Below are 21,483 nucleotides of genomic sequence, written 5' to 3' on the forward strand. Positions count from 1 at the left end.
CCAGGGGGAGCCACGATGATCGAGTTCCTGAATACCACCCTGACCTTCCCCACGCTGCTGTACAGCGTGCTGCTCGCGTTCTGCACGGTGTATTGGCTGCTGGCTGCGACCGGGATCGTCGACTTCGACGCCGTCGACGGCTGGCTGGTCACCGACGGCGATGGCGCCGAACCCACCGCGATCGCCGGCATGCTCGCCAAGCTGGGCCTGTCCGGCGTGCCGCTGATGCTGGTGCTGACGGTGTTGGCCATCTTCGGCTGGCTGATCACTTACTTCGCACATCTGTGGCTGCTGCAGCACCTGCCCGACACCGTGCGCTGGATCACCGGCGCCGGCGTCCTGGTCGCCGCGCTGCTGCCCGGCATGCTGGTCACCTCGGTGCTGCTGCGCCCGCTGGCCAGCGTGATTGCTCGCCTGCGCCCGCCGGTCCTGCCATCGGTGCTGGGACGCGCCGGTGCGGTGATCTCGCCGCACGTGGACCACGCCGGCGGTCGTGCGCAGTTCGACGACGGTGGCGCCGGCTTGATTCTGCAGGTCCGCGCGTTGCCCGGCGAGCGCTTCGGCCGTGGCGACCGTGTCGTCCTGATCGAACACCTCGAATCCGAAAACACCTATCGCGTCATTTCAGAAGCCGCCTTCCAGCAACAGTAAGCCAGCACGTCGCCTACAAGGAGTTCCGCCATGGATATGTCCAACCTCATCCCCTTCCTCGTCATCCTCGGCATCGTGCTGGTGATGGCGTTCGGGTTCATCGGCATCTTCAAGGCCTTCTACAAGAAGGTCGAACAGGGCACCGCCCTCATCGTCAACGACATGAGTTCGCACCCGAAGGTGCACTTCACCGGCGCGCTGATCATCCCGGTGCTGTACAAGGCCGAGCTGATGAAGATCAGCCTGATCACCCTGCAAGTAGACCGCCGCGGCAAGGAAGGCCTGGTCTGCAAGGACAACATGCGCGCCGACATCGCGGTGGCGTTCTACCTGCGTGTCAACGAGACGCCGGCCGACGTCCTGCGCGTGGCCAAGGCGATCGGCGCCGACCGCGCGTCCGACAAGCACGCCGTGGACGAACTGTTCAACGCCAAGTTCTCCGAGGCGCTGAAGACGGTGGGCAAGAAGTTCGACTTCACCGAGCTGTTCGACAAGCGCCAGGAATTCCGTGACGAGATCGTCGCCGTCATCGGCCAGGACCTCAACGGCTACGTGCTGGAAGACGTCGCCATCGACTACCTGGAGCAGACGCCCAAGCACCTGCTCGACCCCAGCAACATCCTGGACGCCGAAGGCATCCGCAAGATCACCGAGCTGACCGCGCGCCAGAACGTGCAGACCAACGAACTCGAGCAGAACGAGAAGCTGGCGATCACCAAGAAGAACACCGAAGCCCGCGAAGCCCTGCTCGCGCTGGAACGCCAGCAGGCGGAGGCCGAGGCTCGCCAGCAGCGCGAGGTCGAGACCGTGCGCGCCCGCGAAGCCGCCGAGACCGCCAAGGTGATCGAGGAGCAGCGCCAGGTGTCCGAGCGTGCGCGCCTGGAGACCGAAGAGCAGATCAAGATCCGCGAGCAGGAGCAGCTGCGCCAAGTAGAAGTGGCCGAGCAGAACCGTCGCCGCGCCGTCGCCATCGAGCTGGAGCGCGTCGCGCGCGCCGAGCAGCTGGAGCGCGTCAACACCAACAAGGAAGTGCAGATGCAGGAAGTCGACCGCGACAAGGTGGTCGAGCAGGGCCGCATGGAAGTGGCCAACGTCGTGCGCGAGCGCACCCAGATCGAGCAGACCGTCGCCGTGGCCGAGGAGAAGATCAAGGAGACCCGCGAGGTCGCCGAGGCCGACCGCGCCAAGCAGGTGACCATCCTGGCCGCCGAAGCCGCCGCGCAGGAAACCCTGGTCAAGGACGTCAAGGCCGCTGAAGCCGCCGAGCAGGCCGCGCGCCACCGCGCGATCGAACTGACCGTGCTGGCCGACGCCGAGCTGCAGGCCGCCGGCAAGCAGGCCGAAGCCAAGCGCGTGATGGCCGACGGCGTGCGCGCCGAAAGCGCTGCGCCCGGCCTGGCCGAAGCGCAGGTGCAGGAAGCCAATGCCGTGGCGATGGAGAAGACCGGCCTGGCCGAAGCGCGCGTGCTGGAAGCCAAGGCGGATGCCACCTACAAGCAGGGCAACGCCGACGCCCGCGTGCTGACCGAGCGCCTGAGTGCGGAAGCCGACGGCGCGCAGAAGCTGGGCCAGGCCAACGCCAGCGCCACCCAGGCGATGGGCGATGCCGAAGCCAGCAACATCGCCAAGAAGATGTCGGCCGAAGCCGAGGGCCTGACCTCGAAGTTCGACGCGATGGGCAAGATGAGCCCGGATGCGCGCAGCCACGAGGAGTTCCGCATGTTGCTGGAGACGCAGCTGCGCCAGCTGCTGGCGTCGATCGACGCAGGCAAGGCGATCTCGCGCGAGAACGCCGAGGTGCTGGCCAGCGCGCTGAAGAACGCCAACATCGAGCTGATCGGCGGCGACGGTGGCGTGTTCAACGCGCTGACCAAGGGCGTGTCGCTGGGCAAGGCGCTGGAAGGCATCGTCGGCGAAAGCCCGATCGCCGCGCAGCTGCTCGGTCGCCTGGCCGGCAACGGCCTGCCGCTTGCCGGGCGCCAGGCCGAAGCGACCGACGCCTGACGCAACACGCCTGAGCCGGGCCGGCGGCGAACGCCGTCGGCCCCGATTTCCGCATCGACCGCCCAGGACGGGCGAGGATGAGGTCCGATGTCCTATACGCCTAAGTCCGAAGTTCCCACCACCGACACGCAGGTCGACCAGGCCGTCGCCCAGGGCGGCGCCTACGACGTGCTGCGCCGTCGCCTCGACGAGCAAGGCGCACGGCTGCGCACCGTCGTGGAGGCAATCAACACGCGTCGCCTGCAGGAATTCGGCGACAGCCGGATGGAAGCCATCGGCCGGCTGCGCATCCGCACCGAGCACAACTCCGTCGGCCGCGACATCGTGCAGGTCGGCGACCTGCTGCTGTTCGGCTTCAACGTCTACATGGGCCTGAAGGCGACCACGTCGGTCGCCGACGTGTTCGGCATCTATCGGCTGGTGGAGGCGGGCGAGGGCTACGACGTGGCCCCGGTCGACATCGCCGCGAGCTTCCTCGCCGATGGTGCGTTCCAGCGCGACTTCAGCGAGCTGTACAGCTACTACAAGGACGCACGCCTGCTGCAGCTGATCGTGCGCGACGGCCGCCTGCTGATGGCCTTCCAGATCGGCCTGAAGTCCACCGACGTGCGCGTATTCCGCTGGACCCTGACGTCCGAGGGCGAGGTGAACTACCTCGACGCACGTGGCGAGCGCGACATCGTGCTGCCGCCGCCCTTCGATTTCGAATGGACGCGCGCCACCAAGGACATGGAAGTCAGCGGCCGCCATCCGCACCTGAACATCCTCGACACGCTGTTCGTCGAGACCATCGGCGGCGACCTGACGCTGAAGGTGGAGAACAACACCGAGACAGGTGCCGGCGTGTACAGCGAGCCGGTCGAGGACCGCACGCAGTCGCTGGACGATGCGCAGATCGAGTTCGCACGCGTCGGTTCGCTGATCCTGCTGAAGGTGCTGCCGTACCGCGAGAGCGCCTGGCGCGGACTGGTCTACAACACCCAGACCGGCAAGGTCACGCGGCTGGACGCCATCGTGCAGGCCTGCATCCAGCTGCCCGAAGACCACGGCATCATCTTCCCCGGCGGTTACTACCTGCAGAACGGCGAGCACAAGGCGTTCGATGCCGCCGTGCAAGACATGCAGTACAAGCGCACGATCCGCTCGCCCAACGGCGAGGACGTGATGTACGTGTTCTACGAGCGCGAGACCGGCCAGGCCGCGCTGCTGGTCTACAACCTGGTGCAGCGCCGCCTGCAGCCGCCTGTGCTCGCGCACGGCTACGCGCGCCTGCACGACGGCCGCATGGTGCTGTTCCGCGCCGAGAACGACGACCCCACCCGCGTGCATTCGATGCAGGTGTGGCAGACGCCTTTCAGTTCGGACGAATTCGCGGCCACACGACCCGCCGGTACGTCGTTCATGGCCCGACTCGGCAATGCCGAGCTGGTGCGTGCGGTCTCCAACCTGTTCGACCTCGCCCGCGAGATTGAACGTCCCGACGTGTCCGCGCAGCGCTACCAGCTGCTGACGCATTGCACCCGCCGCCTGTTCGACCTGCACCACTGGATCGACGACACGCAGTGCGATGGACTGGCCACGCTGCTGCACGAGATCGCGGGTACCGGCGAATCGGTGCTGGACGAATACGAGAAGGTGCAGGAGATCCGGCGCCAGTCCGAGACCTCGATGGCGCAGGCGCAACGCGACCATCGTGCCCTGCTCGGCCGCCTGCAGCCGGAGGGCTGGAACGGCATCGCCGAGTTCGTCGAAGCCCTCGGTGCCGTCTCGCGTCTGCGCGGCCACCTGCTGACGCTGCGCGACTACCGCTATATCGACACCGCCGCCATCGATGCGATGACGGCCGCGCTGCAGGAGGCGCACGAGCGCGTCGGCACCGCGACCGGCCAGTTCCTCGCCGGCGAGAAGGCGCTGGCGCCCTTCCAGCAGCGCCTCGTCGAACTCGACGCCCGCGCACAGAAAGCGGCGAGCGCCCGCGAACTGGCGGAAGCCATCGAGGCCATGCAGGGCATGGCCGGCGAGCTGGACATGCTGTCCGAGCTGATGGCAACGCTGCGGGTCGACGACGCCACCCAGCGCACCCGCGTGGTCGATGCGTTGTCGGCCATCTACGCGAAACTCAACCAGACCCGTGCCCGCGCGACCCAGCGTCGCCGCGAACTCGGGTCGGCCGAGGCCGTGGCGCAGTTCGGCGCGCAGTTCACCCTGTTCGGCCAGGCGGTCAGCAACGCGCTGGCGATGGCGACCACGCCCGAGCGTGCGGACGAACAACTCTCGCGCCTGATGGTGCAGCTGGAGGAACTGGAGAGCCAGTTCGGCGAGCACGAACAGTTCCTCGGCGACATCCTGTCCAAGCGCGAGGAGATGCTGGAGGCGTTCGAGGCGCACAAGCAGGCACTGCTGGACGAACGCCAGCGCAAGGCGCAGTCGGTGCAGGAAGCGGCCAACCGCATCCTGGAAGGCCTCGGCCGTCGCACCGAACGCTTCACCTCACCGGACGAACTCAATGCCTTCTTCGCCGGCGACGCACTGATCCTGAAGCTGCGCGAGCTGGCCGGTCGCCTGCGCGAGCTGAAGGACTCGGTGAAGGCGGACGACATCGAGGCGCGCATCAAGGGCGCACGCGACCAGGCCGTGCGCGGCCTGCGCGACCGCAGCGACCTGTTCGAGGACGCCGGCAACGTCATCCGGCTGGGGCCGCGCCACCGCTTCAGCGTCAATACGCAACCGCTGGACCTGACACTGATTCCGCGCGGCGACACGCTCGCCGTGCACCTGACCGGCACCGACTACCTGGAGCCGCTGCAGGAGCCTGCGCTGGACGCGTTGCGCGCGTACTGGGACGTTACCCTCGAGTCCGAGTCACCCACGCTGTACCGCGGCGAGTACCTCGCCTGCCGCCTGCTGCAGGACGCATTGGCCGGTGAGGGCGGACTGAGTGCGGAGCAACTGGATCATGCGCTGGCCGATCCGGAAGCCCTGGACAGGATCGTCCGCGACTACGCCGCACCGCGGTATCGCGAGGGCTACGAGAAGGGCATCCACGACCACGACGCAGCTGCCATCCTGCGCAGCTACCTGCCGCTGCGGCAGGCGGCGGGCACCCTGCGGCATGCGCCCGCCGCACGCGCACTGGCCGTGGCCTGGTGGTGCCGCGGCGATGCGACGCCACAGGATGTCATCGACCGGATCCGCGCGGCACGCGCCATCGATGCCCTCTCGCCCGCGGGCAGGGCGCTGCAGACGTTGCGCGACGAGCTGGCGACCGCACTGATCGAGTGGGTGCAGCGCGATGCGCTGCCCTTCCCCACCACGGATGCTCAGGGCGCGGCGGCTTTCATCGTGGACACCGTCACGTCGGCAACGCCGACGTTCCGCTTCACCCACTACGCCGAAGCGCTGGTCGCCGCGTTCCGTGCCCGCCTGACCGACGACGCCGGTGGCGGCGTGCTCGCCAGTGCATTGCAGCGCCTGGACGCACGCCCGGCCGCGGCCTGGTCGCTGCTGCGGCAGGCACTGGACGCGCTGACGGCACTACCGGAGCAGGCCCACCTGGCATCGTACGTGCCGGAGGCGATTGCGCTGTACCGCCATGGATCGCAGCTGACCCACGTGGTGGAGCACGTGACGCTGATGAACACCGTCGACGGCCTGCTGGGCGAACATCCGCGCATCCGCGAGGGACGCCTGTCGCTGGCGGTGGACGACCTGCCCGCACGCTTCGCCGCGCATCGCGACGACTTCGTGCCCGCATGGCAGCGTTACCAGACACTGCGTGGCGAAGTCGCTCAGCGCGAACGCAGCGCGATGCGCCTGTCGGAATTCAAGGCACGCCCACTGACCTCATTCGTGCGCAACAAGCTGATCAACGACGTCTATCTGCCGGTGATCGGCGACAACCTCGCCAAGCAGATGGGCACTGTCGGCGAGAACAAGCGCAGCGACCTGATGGGCCTGCTGATGATGATTTCACCCCCCGGCTACGGCAAGACCACGCTGATGGAATACGTGGGGCACCGCCTGGGCCTGGTCTTCATGAAAATCAACGGCCCGGCCCTCGGCCATGAGGTGCGCTCGCTGGATCCGGCGCAGGCGCCGGACGCCACGTCGCGACAGGAACTGGAGAAGCTCAACCTCGCACTGGAGATGGGCAACAACGTGATGCTGTACCTGGACGACATCCAGCACACGCATCCGGAGTTCCTGCAGAAGTTCATCTCGCTGTGCGACGGCACGCGCCGCATCGAGGGCGTCTGGCGCGGCAAGACCAAGACCTACGACATGCGCGGGCGCAAGTTCGCGGTGGTGATGGCAGGCAATCCGTACACCGAGTCCGGCGAGGTCTTCAAGATCCCCGACATGCTCGCCAACCGTGCGGACATCTACAACCTGGGCGATGTGCTGGGCGGCATGGAGGACGCGTTCCTGCTGAGCTACGTGGAGAACTGCCTGACGTCGAACCCGGTGCTCGCACCGCTCGCAACCCGCGACATGGCCGACCTCTATCTGCTGGTCGACAAGGCGCGCGGCAAGGATGTCAGCACCAACCAGCTGTCGCACGCCTACAGCGGCGCGGAGATCGGCGAGATCGTCGCGGTGCTGCAGCGGCTGCTGACCGTGCGCGACGTGGTCTACCGCGTCAACCAGCAGTACATCACCAGCGCCGCGCAGGCCGACAAGTACCGCGTGGAGCCGCCGTTCCGACTGCAGGGCAGCTATCGCAACATGAACAAGCTGGCGGAGAAGATCTCGCCGGTGATGAACGCCGCGGAGTTGCAGCAGATGATCTCGGACCATTACCTGGGCGAGGCACAGCTGCTGACCACCGGTGCGGAAGAGAACCTGCTGAAGCTCGGTGAACTGCGCGGCACGTTGGCGGCCGACGAGCTGGCCCGCTGGAACCAGATCAAGGCCGACTTCCTGCGCAACAAGGCCATGGGCGCCGAGGATGCCGATGTCGGCGGACGCGTCGTCGCGCAACTGGCCGACATCGCCGTCGGCCTGCAGCGCCTGGGCGAACCGGCGCCGGTTGACGCGGCACCGCCTGCGCCGTGGGAGGCGCTGCTCGCGGCCCTGCAGTCGCTGCGCGCGCCGGAGCCCGTCGCCACGCCGGTCGCGCCTGCGCCTGCACCTGCGCTCGACACCGCCCCGGTACTGGAAGCTTTGCAGCAGACGATGGCGCGGCAGGACCAGCTCAACGCAGCGCTCGTCGCACTCGCGCAGGCGATGCGCAGCAATGCGACCGCGCCCGTCCCGGCAGCGGCACGCAAGGCGAAGACACGCACGCCACGTGAGGCCGAGTTCGACCAGGTGATCGCCAGCCTCGCCTTCAAGGAAGAGCGTCCGACGCCGACGCTGGATGTGTCTCCGTCGGCACCGGATGACGACACGGGAGACCTCCCGCGGTGAACCCGTCGACCGCCATGGACGCCGATGCCCCCGGCCTGGCCGAGCACGCCGCGGCGATCCGCGCGATGGCACAGGCCGGCGCCGGCGACCTGCAGGGCACCCTGCGCGACCTGCGCACCGTCCTGCTGTCGGCCGACCCGCGCGCATTGCGTCGCAGCGTCGGCTTCTGGGGACGCCTGATCGGCCGCGACATCCGCCTCGCCGCCGAAGCGCGGTCGCTGCGCGAACGTAGCGGGATCCTGCTGCGGCAGGCCGGCTTCGAAGCGACACGACTGCGCCACCAGCACGAGACGCTCGCCGCGCATGCGCAGCGGCTGCGCGATGCCTGCGCGCACCTGCAACAGGAGATCGACGGCCTGGCACGCCAGCAGGCGACGGCGGAAGGCGGCACGCCTGCCGGCACCTCGCGGCTTGCGCACCTAGTCACCCTGCGCAGCGCGTACGAGATCACCGCCAGCCAGCTGGACCTCGTCGCCGCCAACGCACTCGCCATCGCCGAGCGGCATGCACTGCAACTGCCCCGGCTTTCCGTGCTGCTCTGCCAGCAGCAGGGCGTCGCCGCCGGTGCCGGGCATGGAATGCAGCTATCCTCCGCCATGCGGACGATCGATGAGCTGGAAGCCCACATCGAACATCTGCCCGCACCGCCCGCCACACCGGCGGTGGCCGCGCAGCAAACCAACACCCAGGAGGCCCCATGACGACGAATTCCGAACAGACGCTGGTTCCCGCGGCGCTGTCGCCGCAGCTGCTGACCGACCTGGGCCTGGAAAGCGCCGACATCCCGCGCATCCAGGAAGCCGCGAAGGCACTGCAGGACATCGCGCCCGGCAACCTGCACACCTACGGTCGCGAAGCCACCACCAAGACCAGCGCCTTCAGCACGCAGCTGCTGGACAAGGTGCGCAACGCCGACCTCGACAGCAGCGGCGACAAGCTCGGCGAAGTGGTGCGCATCGCACGCTCGCTGAACCTCGAATCGTTCCACGGCCGCTCCAAGCTGCCGATCCTCGGCCCGCTGATCGACAAGATGCGCGCGACCAAGGATGACCTGGTGCAGCGCTACAGCTCGACCAACCGGCAGATCGACCAGCTGATGGCGGATGTCGGCAAGACCCAGCAGATCCAGCAGCAGCGCGTGCGCGAGTACGACCAGATGCACGACATCGTGCTGGACGAGCGCCGCGAGCTGGGCGTGCACGTCGCCGCGGGTCGCGTCCGCATCAGCGAACTGGAAGCGGATCTCGCGTCGCTGTCGGGCCTGGAAGATCCCGAATCGCGCACCCGCCGTGCGGCGCTGGACACCGCGCTACGCCTGATCGACAAGCGCGTATCCGACCTGCAGGTGCTGCAGCACGCGGCCGATCAGACGCTGCCGATGATCCGCCTGATCCAGGCCAACGCCATCCAGCTGATCGAGAAGTTCAGCGCGGTGCGCGACGTCACCATCCCGATGTGGCGCAACCAGTTCGCCATCCAGTTGTCGCTGGCCGACCAGCGCAATGCCGTCGAGCTGGCGAACGCCATCGATGACGCCAGCAACGAGCTGATGCGCAAGAACGCCGAACTGGTGCACTCCACCGCGGTCGGCACCGCGCGCGCCAACCAGCGCTCGGTGATCGATATCGAGACGCTGCGCACCGTCAACGACACGCTGATCCGTACCGTCGAGGAAGTCCGCGAGATCCATCGCGAAGGCATGGCCAAGCGCAAGCAGCTGTCCACCGAACTGGTCGGCATGCGCGAAGACCTCGAAAAGCGGCTGGCCCTGCCGACGGCGGGTAACGCGACGGCCTGATCGGCAACAGCGCTTCCACCTCAAAAAAGAACGGGCCGCCCCAGGGCGGCCCGTTCTGTTTCCTGGTGATTAGCAATAGATAGTCCAAACGCAGCCTAGCAACTCCAAGGGATTCAATGTCGGGCCTACCGATTTGGTCACGAGAAATTAGCCCAAACGAGCCAAATACGCTTCTCCGAGATCGTCGACGCGAGAAAAGTTGGCTCAACAGTTTATTCCTTGGCAGACGATCTTCACGCCGTGAAACGTGCTTAACTGATCGGCCCGGAGGAAGTCTTGGCCATGTCAGCCATCCTGCCGCTTCTCCTCGCAAATCAGACCCTTTACAGCTGGTGTAGCCACGCGCACCAGCTGAACTGCAGCACTTCTGCACATCAGACCAGCGACCAGCTCTTTGGCACGCCACATTCCGCTCTATGCCATGACTTCCCAGCACATCTTCGGACGTTGACGCAGAGGACTCGTGGTCAGTTGGGCCCGCCTCGCGAACTAGCACTCCGCCATACACTCTTGGGCTACTTCCTGCCCACCATCGATGACAAAAAAGCAGAAGAAACAATAGACCTCATTACTGAAGGGGCCATCCCTAGTTTGAAGATGCGGCTGGGGATCACGGCTAGCCGGGTGGGCGGCTACCATCCGCTCAAGCTATGTTCTGACTGCGCTGGCGAAGAGCAAGAGCGGCTTGGATATTCGTACTGGCATATCGAGCACCAGTTTCCTTCAAGCTTTGTTTGCCTGAAGCACGCTCGGCCACTGGTCTTTCTCCGAGACGCTATTACGCCCGTCCATCGACGCTACTGGGTGACTCCGGCGGACCCCCAGGATTGCAAACTAATCGAGGTACAAGTTCCCAGCGAAACCGCAATGGCGACTCTTTCTCGGCTCGCTCGCGATTCCCTGTACTTGGCGATGCTTCCGCCTGGTGGCCTTTCAACTGCGCGTGCTGCTGGCGGGTATCAGCGCCTGCTTCGCGGACGAGGACTGGCGACCAGTCACGGAAACTTGCGCATTGAAAAGCTCGTCTCCCTGATTCGTGAACGTTATCGGGGCCTGGAGGGGCTGCCGGGAATGGCGCCGCTGGAATCAGTCGGTTACGAATGGCCGGGTTTGGCGGCTTCACTCTCCAGAAGAAGTCCCCAACCCGGACACCCGCTGAAGCATCTCCTCCTTGTCGGTGCGATCACCGATAGCTGGGAGGAGTTTGTGCAGGCCTGCGAATCTGGCTGCGATAGCGCGCCCCTCGAACACCAGACCAATCCGCGACCACTGAAAGAGCGGGATCTCACACGATTCAAACAACTCGTAGCTGAAGGAGGTATGTCGATCTCAGGAGCGTCAAAGATTGTTGGCGTCTCTACAACAACCGGCGTGCAGTGGGCAACGCGATTCGGGATTCCATTCATCAGCCGAAGCAAGTCTGTGACCCCCGCATTGGTTGGTGAAATCCGGAGACTGCTGGCGAAAGGAGAACCCGTCGGGTCGATAGCTGTGTCCTCTGGCGTTTCTTCCTCCGTCGTCAATCGCATTCTCGGCGCGGATGAGCGCCTAAAAGCACTACGAAGCCGTTCCACGTTCTCCCACAGGAAGTTTGTTTCACGCACCAAGTTCTCGCATCTCTGTAAGCGCTACGCCCACCTTCCTCTATCTGAACTTAGAGGACTGCCGGGAAACGGCTACGCGTGGCTCTACAGAAATGATCGACCATGGCTTACTAAAGCACTGCGCCGCCTCGGACGGCTGCCCAGCAGCGGCTCCTGAGGTCAACCCGGTGTCACAGGTCACATTGGGCTATGTTCCCTCTCTTCGCCCTGGGGCTTTGCTATTCACGCTAGCTGCGTTTCGATACTTTCAAACAGGAAGCAGAGGCAAGAGTGCGATCCTCGTCGATCTCTATGGCACTACCGGTGGCCGAAAACGAAACCTATTTGGAGAGAGCGTCGCCACCATTTCCAAGCGCGCTTTTGGGGACTTGGTCCCCCCGAGGGATGTCTTACTCAGGCACACATTCTTCGGCGTCTATTCGAGAGCGATGTCGCCGGCAGCCTCAGCCGCGTGGAGTGACGCGCTCATCGCTGGAGATCGATCACACAGGGCACAAAAGGTCCTTCGCAATTTCAATTCTAGGCAGTTCCATTTGGTTACCCGGAGTCTCCGATCCTGTCCTCAGTGCGTAGCCGATGACATCAACGCCTACGGATTTGGGCAGTGGCGCATTCTCCACCAGATCCCTGCACTTCTTTGCTGCCCCGAGCACGGCCTCGCATTGAACGATGAAGTATCCGGGGGAATCGCTGGAAACCTTGGGCAGTACGCCCTTCCACGCGGCAAGATTTCAACTCCCGCCAACAGAATTCCTTGGGCGGCATCCGACGGGCACTCGACGTACCTCTATCTCTGGACGCAGCTGCTGGAAGGCAAGCTGCCTGTCGTCACAAGTCACGCATGGGCAGCCTACATGGACGTTGTCGTATCTAGGTTCGGCGGCATAGCTTCTGCCCAGGCTGAGATTGAATCCACTATCCGGCGAACTTGGTCGACGGGCATTGCGAACATCACATCCCGAACCGGGCGCCATATCATGGAGAACTTTATCCACGCCGAGCTTTCTCACAACTCAGCACCGGGCAGGCTTGCTCAAAAACTAGTTGTCCTCGGCGCAGTTTCCGCCTTGGGAATCGATCTGCCCACGGCTGGAGATTCATCTCAGTTGAGGCTCGACCTAAGCTCGAAACTCAATGAAGACTCTGAGCCGCCATTGCAGGAGCAATTGCGTCGGTTCCTCCTTGACGTCGCACTCCCCGGATCACTGGCACCATTTCTTCTGACTGATCGGAACATCACACAGACCGCCAGAGAAGCCGGCGGTAATCGTCGCCACGTCTGGAAAGCAATGCAGAAGATCCCCGATCGACTTCTCGAGGAAATTGCCGCTACGCAAAGGTGGTCGGCCAAGTCCTGGGTCACGATTGAGCTAAAAAGACGCATGGGGACCGGCCGCGACTCCTAACGCTCCAGACTTGTTTCTTAAATGTCGAGCTCACCCTGATGCGCCTGCTCACCGGCAAACCTAGCATGTGCATCCGCACCTCTCCGAAGGTCATCCTCAGATAGATTCTTCCGAGCAGCCATATCCTGCTCCTTCTTCTTCTGTTTCCTCGATTCTTGCTGTTTGACCTGGCGTGAAATTCGGCTCAACGCTTGGCCAGCTTCCTCCGGCCTCGTCGCCATCGGGCCCCCAATGCTTCCTTGGTTTGGTGCCCTTGGCTGCTGAGGAATGTCATCAAACCTGGAGCTCGCATTTCCGGTTGATACGGCTCGGGCAATTTCCAGGAGCTTCGCGACGTTGGGACTCGAGGCGGCGGCCTTGAGGTCTTCTACTGTGAGACGAGCGGCGCCCCCCGCTCGACGCAGTGCGATCTTCTGCCCCTCCTTCCAGACGGCCACGAATGTGCCCGGAATCCCCCCATCTACTCCAGATGTTGCGTCTTGTATCTCATCGATCGAAGGAGCTTCCTCGCAGAGGGTGAATCGTGTCGCCCCAAGTAGAAACTGATTTGACCACCAGGAGTCGGCACCCTGCCTCGCGGGACTCAAGACATGCCACCCATGCGTGACAAATCGACGGAGCAACTGCGCACTCGCATCTAGTTCGCTAAATGCCAACGGATTCCCCATCAAAAGAACCGGAATACCAAGGTTCATCAATCCGAGGAAGTACTGGATGAACTCGTCGCCCCACACGTTCTCTGCCAGCGTGTTTGGCTGATTCTCGTCGATGGCCAGCAATCCGACTCTGTGGAACGATAGGACTTTAGCCACAAACACCATGGCCTCATCGAGGTTCTTCTGGCGTTTTAGGTCTGCCGCGTAGTCTGTGCTAAGCAGTGCATCCAGCGCCCCGATGATTGCCGCGAATAATCCCCTCCTTGTCGCATTGCTAGGCGCATTCACAATGAGATACGTCACTTGCGTGAGTACCGACCAGCCACAATCCCGCCTTTCTCTATGGACGACGAACTGTTGAGGTGCCAGAACCGACAACACGCGTTCTACAAGCGTCGACTTCCCCAGCCCCGTGATTGCCGCCAAGACTGAGCCCCCAGCCCTTTTTCTCAGGGATTGGAGTTGAACTCTGTTCACACTGTCTGCCAACGCCAGCATGTTGATGCGGCGTTGCTCCTCTAGGGACATTGGATTCCTTTGCATCAATCCGGACCGAAGCATAAGTTGGATCTCAGCAGCCACATGCACATGGGGAGATATTGGCCAGTAGTGATCATCGGAGAGCCCTAGAAGCGATTCCCGTTGCTCAGGTGGCAGGCTACGCCAGTCAACATTGGCTAGCGGCTCCCTTCGAAGCGCCGCTGGAATATCTTTCACCGGCAGGAACGGAGCGAGGGCCTCGAGCAGGGGATTGGGACCCAACGCCAACTCAGGATGATCGCGTCGCTGGTTGCTCATGCAGCAACTTCTTTCATGAAGGCCTCCATGGCCTCGGATGCAGCATCGCCACGTTCGACGACAGCTTCCACAGCGTCCGTAGGTAAGGCTTGTTTCTCTGCAGCTGCGCTCGGACCGCTCGCCGACTTGAGCGCCTGCATTTCCTCGTCACGGTTCTTGCGCAAGCCGCCTACCATGCTCTTCTGTGAGGGCTTTTTCTCTTGCGCCGCGAGCTCTTTCGTCAGCTCGGACTTACCGTGATTCGTTGTCGCCTGACGACGCAGAAGTTTACTCAAAGCCTTCTGATCCTCGTCACCCCGTTGTACGTCCCTGACCAAATCACGCTCTTCGACCCATTGGACGAAGTCGACGACGGTCCCCCTTTCTTTCATGTCCACATCGGAACTGACGTTAGGTATGCTGGTCAGCCCTTGATCTGGAAGTGCAAACCAGACACGACTAGTGTCGGTTTCGCTTTGTCGAATCGTGATGCTCACCGCGCTATCTTTGGCGACCGCCTCTTTGAACTGAGCAGAGCTCTGCAATGCTGGCGCGTAGAACCGAAGGTCTGGGACATGGCGCCGTCCATCTGGCATCAGCAGCCTGATTCCGCGCTTGGTCATTACGGCCTTGGTTGGCGGCATGGTGAAGGCCCGCAGCCGCTCCAAGTCGTACGGAAGGTCTGCCCGCATGTTCTTCTCCATCATCCATTTCAGGATGTTGATGCGCGTAGGCCGCACGCCCTCCTCCAGCATTGCCGTGGGCGCCAGGCGTGCCACTTCCTCGTTGTTGTACTCAATGACCATCAGCAGGAATTCGTGCATGTACTCGGCGTAGTTCCATATCGCCTCCAATGCTGGATGTCTTTCTCCGCGCTCCCGCCGCTTCCCGCGTGTCGTCCCCGGCAACTTGTGGTTTAGCTCTTTGTGATGGGTGTGGTGCTGCGTTTCGACGTCCGACTTGCTCTGCCCGCTCCAGGACTTGGTGTACTCCACAGCGAAGCGAAACTCCTCCTCCGCGGCTGTTGTGGTTTTTGACTTCAGCTCCCCATTGTCGGCGATGATCAACTTGCAGAGCAGCGATGGCCAATCTTCATCGGCAATCGTGATTCCGAATCGCGCGCAGATCTCGACCTTACTCTCCGCTCCGCACAAGATCGCCTGATGGGCCGTCCAAGTGCTTGGCGACTCCCAACCCACATAGAAGCCGATCACGACAGTCGATCGAACTTCTTTCAGAATCGTGATGTGCATCGGCGGCAGCTTCCTGAGCCGCGAGAACATGGACGTCAGGTAGGCATCGTTGGTCGTGGAGTCGAGCATCGCCATCTGGCCAACAGTGGACACTTGATCTTGCGTGCTTCCCGGCGTTGGCTGCACGGTCAAACGATCCAAACCGATGCGCCGCTTGCGATCGTCCAACTGGTTGAGTTTGCGCCCCCAATAGCGGAACTGCGCCTGTGTCGGCCGCTGATGGATCGGGAAGAGTTCTGGGGTTCCATCCTCCTTCAGCGCTGACCAATGGACCCCGCACGTCAGCAGATATGCGTCCGATTCATTTGTGGTTTTGCTTTGCAGGAGATAGCCGATCGCAAGCTTCACCTTGTCCTCTTCTTTGAGGACATAGCTTCCCTCGACGACCTTGCCAGCCTTCTCAAGCCGCGACTTCCTACCGAGCTTCCGTCGGTGCACCTTCTCGACACCGGGACCGCCGCGCCGGTGGGTGTCGGGGATCAGGCTATTCCTGACGCCACCACTTGCCAGGTATGTATTCAGAAGTCGGTAGATGGTGCTTGGATTTCGCTGGTGCTCCTTGGCTTGCCTCAGGATCGAGGCGCGCAGCGCGGTTGGGTTCCGTGCGATGTCCCGCACATGCGTCCCTTTGAGCATCGGCGCAAGCAGGCGCCAACTGGCATCTCGCTGCTCGAGGCGTCGCTCCCGCTTGTTCTTTTCCTTTTCTGTGGGAGCAGTATCCAGATACTCCTCGTCGAGCATGGACCAGTGGCCTGGAGGCTGATATCCCGTTTCGACGATTCGCCCTTCTTTGTGGGCATCCTCCAGAGCCGCAAGATCGACAACCTTTGGTCCGCGCGCGTACTTGGACCGCTTGCCTGCGTCGTTCTTGAGCCCTGCAACTTCGATGATCGCCGCGATGGCAGCTTTGTGGTCGATCAAGAGCACGCGATGCGGACGCCCGATTAAGGACTGGCCGATGCCCGGCTTGATGACAGTGTTTTCGCGTAGCGTCACGCGCCCTCCCCAAACCACCGCTGCCGCCCCTGCTCACGCAAGGCCATTCCGCCGGTAACCAGAGGCCTTGTGGTTATGAGGCCATTTGAGACGTCATGGTCAACGTGCTGGTACCAAATCGAAATGTGGAATGCGCGCTGCTCCTCAGGAGTCGACCATCCGACTCGGTTGCCAGCTTCCTTGGAGGCAATCCACGCAGGTCGGTCGTACGCCGTGCGTTGCAGCAGATCAACGTACTTGAGGTAGGGTGCCGCGCGTACGAGCTGCATCAGCATGGAACGCGGTTCAATCGGCGATATGGCATGGAGTCCAACCAGAAGCTTCGGCGGCAGCTGCTCCGGATGCGCTAAGCGGAATGGGATATTGCCTGCAACACAGTAACGGCGATCTAACTCGATCCGCTCCATATCTCGATCCGTCGGCGAGCCCGCGCCTACGATAGATTCCGGCTTGCAGCTAATTCCGATGAGGCGTGCGGGGTTCATCGACACCGGCACCGTCACCATCATGTCGATGGTAAGGACGTGCGCAATGGTGGTGCCCGGATAGGTTCGCAGAGCAATGTCCGCCTCAGTTGCGACGAACTGCATGCCCGGGTGAAGTCTGTCTTCAGCTTGCGGAGCGATCTGCACTTCCGGGTGCAAGTGGGGCCAAGGCCAGAGCGGATACTGTTCCCGGACGTCTTCAGCACCCAGCCACCACAGGTAGAGCGCGAATTGACGCTCGGCACGTGACAAGAAGTGCGTCAGCCTTTTGAGGTGCGGCACAGGGCCAACATTGAGGTTCGAGTAGGGCGACGATGTACGCCGTGTGATCTGAATCCACGGCCGATATGCGTCACCCGTCCCTATGCCGCGCCCCTCCCGGATCGCAGCCGCAAGCTTTGCGATGTTTAAGTTCATGTCGACCGCCCGGGGTGGTCGACATCAAGTGCACGCGGACGGTACCTGTATGCAACGATCCCTCTGAGCACATGCGCCCCCAAGCTCCTCGCTGGAGCAAGTCATCGAGAAAGAGATTCGACGGAGGCTTGACTTGCATGTGGGCAGAAGTGGAGACTGCCAGCAAGCGAGCAGCTTGAGCAATCAAGTCACGCCAGATAGCCGCCTTTAGCCGAGGCGGCTTTCTTTTTATCCGACGGGTTAAGTTTCGGGGTCACCTCCCTGGCGAGGTGAATGTGCGCCTTCATTCGGCGCCCCCTGCACAAGTGCGTCAATTTCGCTGACGCGCCCGATCAAGCCGTGCTTAAGCCCCAGCCGCACGGCAATTTCGTGACTCTGGCCACGTAGCCCCTGATTACGACCGGTGAGCACTCCGTAGACCAGTTGGGCGGAGTAGCCGTGGAGCCTCGCCCAGCCACTAATGGATAAGCCCCTCCGGGCAAATTCTGAGCGAACCTGCGCACCACTTCTCAGAGGCGTTTTAGTAGTCTGTATTGGGAACATATGTATTCATTTGTATACATATTCTGATCCTTATAGTAGACTTTCCTCGTCATCGCAAGGCCCGGAGACCCGAAATGAGCTTCGGCAGCAGACTCCGCCAAGAACGGGGCCGGCTCGAACTGACCCAGCAGAAGTTCGCCGAGCTAGGCGGAGTCAAGCGCGTGAGTCAGCACTTGTACGAGCAGGATGCTCGAGTGCCGGACATGAACTACTTGATGAGGCTGAAGGAAGGCGGCGTCGATGTGTGGTTTCTGATCAATGGCGCACGATTTGTAGCAGGCACCGGTAACGCCCTTCCCAGATCCGTCTACGTTTCCGCGTTCCGCGCGGTCGATGAGCTCGCCCGTAACGCAGATGGGCAAGTCTTGCCGCTTGAAGAACGCGAGCGTCTCTTCGACTTCCTGCTCACTCTGCTACAGAACGAACACTCGTCCGCAAGTCTGGAGGAGATCAAGTCACGCGTCTCAGGGGCCCTGGTCGCATGACCTCGCTCAGGCGCTGCATCTCCGCGATCGAAACCGGCTTGGATGAAGTCTTCTCTGGCCGATGGTGGTGTCGGGCCTGTCGCTACGTCGCCGAAAGGCGCCTCGAATGGGTGCTAAACCAGTTTGGGGAGAACTCGTTGGCGGCGCGACGTGAGACTGAGCGATACCGGCGAATGCAATTCGCGGTCACCTTCTGGCGGCCAGCGCCTAGTCCAGTCAGGCAGGTTGTACTGAGAGCCAGACAGGCCGGTGTAAGCATGTCCAACCTTCAGCTGATCGTGCTCAACACCGATGTGCGGACTCGCAGCAACAAAGCGTTCGTTCGCCGATCAGTACTCGCTAGGGCACTATCGCCGGCCATGGCTACTGTTGTCGGAGTGCACTGGCTCTTGATGTATGTCTTGGCCCTTACCGCGCCTGGCCCGATCTGGCTAAAGATTCTTGTGATCCTCGGCATCTTTTTTGCTTATGCAACTCTTTACAGGGGTTGGAGCCTTTATGGCTACTGCGCACTAGCGGCAGTGGACCAGGCCGGAGGACAGTTAGATCAGCTGTGCTCCCAGTCCAATTCTGAAAGCAGCGCGAAGCTTCATCAGTTGAACAAAATCTAGGTCCTAGACCTATCGACTCATGACAAGGAGGATTCATGTTTGGTTTGCGCTACGTCAAGGCTAGTCCCAGCACTTACGTCATCCAGTACCGAAACGGGCAGCCGGTTCGCGAAGGCACCGGCCTCGCCTTCTTCTACTTCGCTCCCAATGCCTCACTAGTTTCGGTCCCGCTCGAAAGCGTGGACGTACCTTTCATGTTTAATGAGGTCAGCAGCGACTTCCAGCAAGTGACCGTGCAGGGTCAGGTCACCTATCGCGTGACCGAGCCGAAGACACTTGCCAGCCTCATGAATTTCACGATTAAGCCCAATGGTGAGTACGTGTCGGAGGATCCGACCAAGGTTCCGCAGCGTGTAGTCAACGCTGTCCAGGTCCAGCTTCGATCCGTACTGCAAGGACAGACCCTTCAGGACCTGCTTCGCGCATCCGAGCGCCTTGTGCAGACGGTACGTGACGGTCTACGTCAGCCGGAAGGACTGTCCAGCCTGGGGCTCGAGCTCGTGAACCTGGCCGTGCTGGCGGTGAGACCCAATCCGGAAACATCGCGTGCTTTGGAAGCCACGGTGCGCGAGCAGATCCTCAAGCAGGCCGATGACGCGACCTACCTGCGACGAAACTCCGCCATCGAGCAAGAGCGCGCGATCAAGGAGAACGAGCTGAATACCGAGATCGCGGTCGAGACCAAGAAGCGCCAGATCCGCGAGACCCAGCTGGAAGCAGAGCGCGTAGCACAGCAAAAGCGTCAGGAGATCCAGAACGAGGACATGGCCGGGCGCATCGCCCTTGAGGACAAGAACAAGGCGCTAACTGCCCTTCGCATGGAAAACGCACAGAAGGAAGCCGACGCGAGGGCCTATGCCGTCGGTGCGGTGATGAAGGCCGTGCAGGGCGTCGATCCCAAGGTGCTGCAGGCACTGAACGTCGGCAATGCTGATCCCAGCGCTCTGATCGCGATGGCCTTCCAAGGCCTGGCGGAGAACGCCGATCGCATCGGCGAGCTCAACATCACGCCTGATCTCCTGCAACAGCTTGCTGCCAAGGGCCAGACCACGGCACGGGCGTAAGGCATGGAGCCGCTGAGCCAGCGGATCGTCCTAATCGTCCGCAAAACCCGCCTCGAAGAGCTGACAGTCCGCTTCAACACGGTTGAGCAGGCACGCTTCTACATCGAGCACCTGGGTGCGGACTTCGGCGACTACGAGGCCGAGGACCGCATCTATCAGCAAGCAGTGCTGACTGCCGAAACCTCGCTGCGCCGGTTTGGTCGCGTGCAGAAGCTCGATCGCAGCTTCCTGCCCAACTTCCTGTTCCCTCCCGAAGCCTTGGTGGTCGTTCTCGGACAGGATGGCCTTGTGGCCAATACCCTGAAATACCTCTCTGGTCAGCCGGTAATCGGCGTGAATCCCGATCCAGCAAGATGGGACGGTGTGCTCCTGCCATTCAAAGTATGTGACCTCGCTTCGATCACGCTCGCCGCTCAGACCGGAACGCGGCCAACCCGCAGCATCACGATGGCACGTGCGCGCCTAAGCGACGGCCAAGAGTTGCACGCGGTCAACGACCTGTTCATTGGTCCGCGCTCACATGTGTCCGCCCGGTACGAAGTTCATGTCGGTGGCCGGAGCGAGACGCACTCCTCCAGCGGGCTAATCGTGTCGACCGGACTCGGCTCTACAGGATGGTTTCGTAGCCTATTGGCGGGCGCAGCGGGAATTGCTGGACAGTCGATGAAAGGATCTATCAAGGAACTGCGCGAGAAAGGTTTCCCTTGGGACGCCGACCATCTGCACTTCACGGTTCGCGAGCCGTTCCCAAGTAGGACAACGCAAACAGGCCTTGTGTTCGGGAAGGTCACCCGCGAGCAGCCCCTGCGGCTTGTGTCGCAGATGGCGGGCTATGGTGTGATCTTCAGCGATGGCATAGAGGCCGACTACTTGGAGTTCAACTCCGGAATGACTGCCGTTATTGACGTTGCAGAGCGTAATGGTTGCCTGGTGTGCTAACAGCCAGCGAGTTGGGCATCTCCGCCTAAGGGCGATCGAGTTGGGCAGGAACCGAATGAGCTCTAGCCAGAGCCGCGCGTAAGGCCCGTGTCCAATTGATGTCCGCTTCCGGCCAGAAGCCGACACACGACTTTGTACAGAATTACGCCCAGCCAGCGATGATCTCTTGTTGAATCGGACGATCAAGGGGCATGGAGAACTCGATGATCGCGCCGCCATCTAAAGCGGACGCAACGCGTAAGGCAGGGTCCAGACCGTAGAGAACGCCGCCCCCTCCGGGAGCGAGCTATAGGCGGGCGGCAGCCGTGTTCCGTATCACCAATGAGAGCGCCAGGGTGGATGTCATCACGCGATCCAAGTACATCTGCCGAGTCGGCAGAGCGTG

14 protein-coding genes are annotated in these 21,483 nt (G+C 62.4%); 11 read left to right on the plus strand and 3 right to left on the minus strand.

The window, feature by feature from the left end; genetic code table 11:
• Window positions 1-15 precede the first annotated feature (15 nt).
• The 7 genes from IB225_RS08585 (at window position 16) to IB225_RS20540 (ending at window position 12,872) form a co-directional block, all read left to right on the plus strand.
• Entirely contained in the window at window positions 16-651 is a 636-nt protein-coding gene (locus IB225_RS08585) for a hypothetical protein (RefSeq protein WP_192310746.1), read from the plus strand.
• Window positions 652-681: 30 nt separating this feature from the next.
• Window positions 682-2,655: a hypothetical protein gene (locus tag IB225_RS08590; protein WP_192310747.1), complete on the plus strand. Its 1,974-nt coding sequence runs from the start codon at window positions 682-684 to the stop codon at window positions 2,653-2,655.
• 87 nt (window positions 2,656-2,742) lie between these two features.
• Window positions 2,743-8,064, plus strand: a complete 5,322-nt coding sequence (locus IB225_RS08595; RefSeq protein WP_192310748.1) for a DNA repair ATPase — start codon at window positions 2,743-2,745, stop codon at window positions 8,062-8,064.
• A complete protein-coding gene (locus IB225_RS08600; protein WP_192310749.1) occupies window positions 8,061-8,765 on the plus strand; it encodes a hypothetical protein in 705 nt (234 codons plus the stop codon). The genes IB225_RS08595 and IB225_RS08600 overlap by 4 nt, the downstream gene beginning before the upstream one ends.
• Complete coding sequence (locus IB225_RS08605; protein WP_192310750.1) at window positions 8,762-9,862, plus strand: toxic anion resistance protein; 1,101 nt, start codon at window positions 8,762-8,764, stop codon at window positions 9,860-9,862. The genes IB225_RS08600 and IB225_RS08605 overlap by 4 nt, the downstream gene beginning before the upstream one ends.
• 282 nt (window positions 9,863-10,144) lie before the next feature.
• Window positions 10,145-11,623, plus strand: coding sequence for a TnsD family Tn7-like transposition protein (locus tag IB225_RS08610; RefSeq protein ID WP_192310751.1), 1,479 nt, complete (start codon window positions 10,145-10,147; stop codon window positions 11,621-11,623).
• 505 nt (window positions 11,624-12,128) lie between these two features.
• Window positions 12,129-12,872: a hypothetical protein gene (locus IB225_RS20540; protein WP_255527973.1), complete on the plus strand. Its 744-nt coding sequence runs from the start codon at window positions 12,129-12,131 to the stop codon at window positions 12,870-12,872.
• Window positions 12,873-12,889: 17 nt separating this feature from the next.
• Here IB225_RS20540 and IB225_RS08620 read toward each other — a convergent pair whose 3' ends face one another.
• Genes IB225_RS08620 through IB225_RS08630 form a run of 3 tightly spaced genes read right to left on the minus strand, consistent with a single transcriptional unit; the run spans window position 12,890 to window position 17,456 of the window.
• The gene (locus IB225_RS08620; protein ID WP_192310753.1) at window positions 12,890-14,326 is read right to left on the minus strand and encodes a TniB family NTP-binding protein; all 1,437 of its coding nucleotides are present in this window, start codon (window positions 14,324-14,326) and stop codon (window positions 12,890-12,892) included.
• Window positions 14,323-16,554, minus strand: a complete 2,232-nt coding sequence (locus IB225_RS08625) for a hypothetical protein (protein WP_192310754.1) — start codon at window positions 16,552-16,554, stop codon at window positions 14,323-14,325. The genes IB225_RS08620 and IB225_RS08625 overlap by 4 nt, the downstream gene beginning before the upstream one ends.
• Entirely contained in the window at window positions 16,551-17,456 is a 906-nt protein-coding gene (locus IB225_RS08630) for a TnsA endonuclease N-terminal domain-containing protein (protein ID WP_192310755.1), read from the minus strand. Before IB225_RS08630 ends, IB225_RS08625 begins: the two co-directional genes overlap by 4 nt.
• A gap of 617 nt (window positions 17,457-18,073) precedes the next feature.
• Between IB225_RS08630 and IB225_RS08640 the strand changes: the two genes are divergently transcribed.
• The 4 genes from IB225_RS08640 to IB225_RS08655 all read left to right on the plus strand — a co-directional run bounded on the left by IB225_RS08640 (window position 18,074) and on the right by IB225_RS08655 (window position 21,098).
• Window positions 18,074-18,484 (plus strand): helix-turn-helix transcriptional regulator, encoded by a 411-nt coding sequence (locus tag IB225_RS08640; RefSeq protein WP_192310757.1) that lies wholly within the window; start codon window positions 18,074-18,076, stop codon window positions 18,482-18,484.
• Window positions 18,485-18,741: 257 nt separating this feature from the next.
• Complete coding sequence (locus tag IB225_RS08645; protein WP_192310758.1) at window positions 18,742-19,095, plus strand: hypothetical protein; 354 nt, start codon at window positions 18,742-18,744, stop codon at window positions 19,093-19,095.
• A 35-nt stretch (window positions 19,096-19,130) separates the two neighbouring features.
• A complete protein-coding gene (locus IB225_RS08650; protein WP_192310759.1) occupies window positions 19,131-20,159 on the plus strand; it encodes an SPFH domain-containing protein in 1,029 nt (342 codons plus the stop codon).
• Window positions 20,160-20,162: 3 nt separating this feature from the next.
• Window positions 20,163-21,098, plus strand: coding sequence for a sugar kinase (locus IB225_RS08655; protein WP_192310760.1), 936 nt, complete (start codon window positions 20,163-20,165; stop codon window positions 21,096-21,098).
• Window positions 21,099-21,483 lie beyond the last annotated feature (385 nt).

It is taken from the genome of Pseudoxanthomonas sp. PXM02 (genome assembly GCF_014851805.1).
GTDB lineage: Bacteria > Pseudomonadota > Gammaproteobacteria > Xanthomonadales > Xanthomonadaceae > Pseudoxanthomonas_A.